The 3254-nt window shown below is 28.6% G+C and carries 6 protein-coding genes; 1 reads left to right on the top strand and 5 read right to left on the bottom strand.

The window, feature by feature from the left end; all coding sequences use genetic code 11:
• Positions 1 to 66 precede the first annotated feature (66 nt).
• The 3 genes from BUB51_RS12285 to BUB51_RS12275 form a co-directional block, all read right to left on the bottom strand.
• On the bottom strand, positions 67 to 459 hold the full coding sequence (locus BUB51_RS12285; protein WP_035161844.1) for a CoA-binding protein: 393 nt from the start codon (positions 457 to 459) through the stop codon (positions 67 to 69).
• Positions 460 to 545: 86 nt separating this feature from the next.
• Complete coding sequence (locus tag BUB51_RS12280; protein WP_073198105.1) at positions 546 to 1193, bottom strand: YigZ family protein; 648 nt, start codon at positions 1191 to 1193, stop codon at positions 546 to 548.
• Positions 1194 to 1284: 91 nt separating this feature from the next.
• Entirely contained in the window at positions 1285 to 1719 is a 435-nt protein-coding gene (locus tag BUB51_RS12275) for an NUDIX hydrolase (protein ID WP_073198103.1), read from the bottom strand.
• A gap of 171 nt (positions 1720 to 1890) precedes the next feature.
• Between BUB51_RS12275 and BUB51_RS12270 the strand changes: the two genes are divergently transcribed.
• Positions 1891 to 2346 (top strand): DUF3189 family protein, encoded by a 456-nt coding sequence (locus BUB51_RS12270; RefSeq protein WP_073198102.1) that lies wholly within the window; start codon positions 1891 to 1893, stop codon positions 2344 to 2346.
• Here the strand turns inward: BUB51_RS12270 and BUB51_RS12265 are convergent.
• Positions 2335 to 2994: a HEAT repeat domain-containing protein gene (locus tag BUB51_RS12265; RefSeq protein WP_073198099.1), complete on the bottom strand. Its 660-nt coding sequence runs from the start codon at positions 2992 to 2994 to the stop codon at positions 2335 to 2337. The genes BUB51_RS12270 and BUB51_RS12265 overlap by 12 nt on opposite strands.
• Positions 2991 to 3203: a hypothetical protein gene (locus tag BUB51_RS12260; protein ID WP_073198098.1), complete on the bottom strand. Its 213-nt coding sequence runs from the start codon at positions 3201 to 3203 to the stop codon at positions 2991 to 2993. The genes BUB51_RS12265 and BUB51_RS12260 overlap by 4 nt, the downstream gene beginning before the upstream one ends.
• Positions 3204 to 3254 lie beyond the last annotated feature (51 nt).

The raw sequence follows: 3254 nt of genomic DNA, 5'->3' as shown, positions 1-3254 counted from the left end.
TCACCACCTAGTTGTTACGCATGCCCGGCACACAAAAAATAAAAGGCTCCATTTTGGAACCTTTTACTAATCTAGTGCTGCTAAAACACAATCATAAAAAACTATTTTTTTACCTAATCTTTCGGCTTTATCAATAACTTCTTCGTCTGCTGTTCCCGGTTGAAACCATAAATATTCTATGCCAAGTTCATTTGCATCATCTATACCTTTTAACGTTACTTTAGGTGGAACTACGAAATCGACTACATCAGGAATTTTAGGTAAATCCTTTAATGTAGGATAACAAGTTTCACCATCAATATTATCATATTTAGGATTTACTGGATAAACCTCATATCCGTTGTCTTTTAACTTTTTCCATATTTTGTAGCCAAATTTTTCTTTATTATTTGTAGCACCTACTACCGCCCATACTTTCTTCTCTAACATCTCTTTTTTATTCATTTCAATTTTATCCAATTATATTCCCTCCTATTCAGATAATATATACCCTACCTATGTATATTATAACTCTAACTTTTTTAAATTTGAATACTTAAATATTCTTATCTAATTATTTTACCATCCTTAACAGAATAATATTCTTCATCTAATTCTTCAATTTGTATTCTATTATTAGTTATATCAACTAGTAAACTTCTTAATTCATCTATATTAACTGCTTCACATAAGATAAATAGATTTACTGCCGTATCATAAGTAACATTATCTATAATATAGCCACCTTTAAGTAAATCATTTTCAACTTTTCCATATAGAGTATAATCTATCCTCGCCTTTATTCTTTTAAACAATACTTTTTCAACAATAATACCGGCTTCAATACCGATTTTTGCTCCTTTAGTATAAGCTCTAACTAAACCTCCAGCTCCCAACTTAATTCCACCAAAATACCTAGTTACTACAACAACAATATTCCTCAAGTCTTCTTTTTTTATAACTTCAAGAACCGGTATTCCTGCAGTTCCAGTAGGTTCTCCATCATCACTATATCTTTGTATGTTGTTATTTTCACCAAAAACATAAGCATACACATTATGTGTTGCATCCCTGTGTTTAATCCTTATTTCATTAATAAATTCAATTGCCTCTTGTTCACTGTCTATAGGTTTAGCATATCCAATAAATCTAGATTTGTTAATAATAATCTCATCTTCACCATATTTATGTAATGTTCTATATCTATTCTTCATTATGCCTCTCCCCTTTATGCTCAAACTTTAGCTCTTTTAGCTATTTTAATTATAATCATTTAAATAAAAAAAATAAAGGGCAATAACTGCCCTATACATAAGCTATTTGTCTATCTCTTAGTTTTTGATATTTTTTAAACGATAAACTAACTAAAGCCTTATCCTGACTATATGTAATCAGTTTAAGTGCATCTTCAACATCAAAAAATCCGCCATCTTTAAAACCTTCATCTTTATTTACAACAAAATCTTCATTTTTAGCCTCCATAATATACCATATTATCTCATTACAAACAGGCCTTCCTCTCGTTATAGAAAAAAATTCGTAACTAGTTTCCCCAGCAGTTGATATAATAGAAACTTCAAGCCCTGTTTCTTCCTTGACTCTAATTACAGCAGTTTCATGCGCTAGGAAACCGTCACGAATTTTCCCTTTAGGTAATACCCATTCACCCTTTTCATTTTTTAAAATAAAAACTCTGTCGCCATAAAATACTACACCACCAGCACAGTTTCTAAACAGCATTGGTATTCCCTCCCGCTTTTTAATTTTATTATAGTTTAAAAAATTTTAAATTTCAATATAATTCTGAAATTTTCTTTTATAATTAGTTTATGTTTAAAACCTAATTTATATAATTATTTTTATAAAATTTGGGAAAATTATATTTGTATTAATTTTTCATGAGGTGATTAAATGTATATAATTTATCATTGTGTAGGTGGAGCTCATTCATCTGCAATAGCATCTGCAATTCATCTTGGCATACTTCCAAATAATAAAAAACCCAGTTTAAAAGATATATTATCATTATCATATTTTGATACACTAAATAAAAAAGACCAAGGTAAAATAATCTTCCGTGGTATAGATGAAAATGGACATAAAGTATTTACTTTAAGCAGACAATTTGTACCGCACCTTATAATACCTGCAATAAAAGATGCATGGGAACTTGCTGGAGGAAATAAAAACGAACTATTATTAGTGAGTACAATGGATGGTGTAAATTTTCTAATGAAAATAGGAGGCTTCAGCTCAAGACGACTCAATCTGGTTACATTCGGTCGACCTATAGTTGCCTATGGTACAATATTAGCATATAATAAATTAGTTAAGATAGTTGAAAATACTAAAAAATTAATCAACTAATTTCATTTCGATACTTATTAGAGAATCATAAGCTGCCTTTTTTACATAATCTTTTTCTTTTTTATCTTTAACTATTTTTTTCAGTTTGTTAATTGTGTTTAAATCACCTATATGTTTCAAAGCCTTTGCTGCATATTGTCTAACTTGAGGGTTTACATCTTCTAACGCTTCTTCTAACCATTCCTTTGTTTTTTCATCCTTAATTTTTCCAAGTGCCGAACAGCATAATCTCCTCAAATTTACATACTTACTTCTAATCTCCATTCTAATAAATGGTAATAATCGCTTATCTTTGAGTTCTCCTATTAGCCAAATTAAAATCATTCTGTCTTCAGGATTTTTAAACTTTATATATCTTTTATATATTTCCATTGATAACATTTCTCTTTCAGACTCATCTATTATATTCAGGTATTCAAGCCTATCCCTTTTATTTAAGCTAATTATCTTAATTAGTAAATCTTCCTCTGATGTATTTCTACTTAACTCAATCTTACATTCTAAAATATGTCTTTGAACTTGTTCCTTAGACATTCTTCTAATAATTGAAATTTCTTCAATACTCTTACCTTCTAAATATAGTAAATAAGTTATCTGATAATCCTCTAATTTCTTTATATTACTCCAAGTAAGTTCGTTCTTTTTCATATAGCATCATCCCTGTTTTCAATTAAATATTTAGAATACTTGTTATAATTTATTTCGTCTAATACAGTTTTTATCAAAACGCCATTTTCTTGATAAATATACTCTTCTACTTTAGATGCATTAAAAAATTTTGACATTATATCTAAATCACTATAAGGAACTAAAAGGCTTACTTTATGATATTTCTTACTAAAATACTCTTGTATCATGCTCAATAATTTATCAGAAATTTAGCACTTGAAAATTTTTTAGGGCGATAG

Origin of the sequence: Caloranaerobacter azorensis DSM 13643, assembly GCF_900129995.1 — a bacterium.
Classification (GTDB): domain Bacteria; phylum Bacillota; class Clostridia; order Tissierellales; family Thermohalobacteraceae; genus Caloranaerobacter; species Caloranaerobacter azorensis.
The sequence above is the reverse complement of the archived record's forward strand: the minus strand, read 5'-3'. Positions and strand labels throughout refer to the sequence as shown.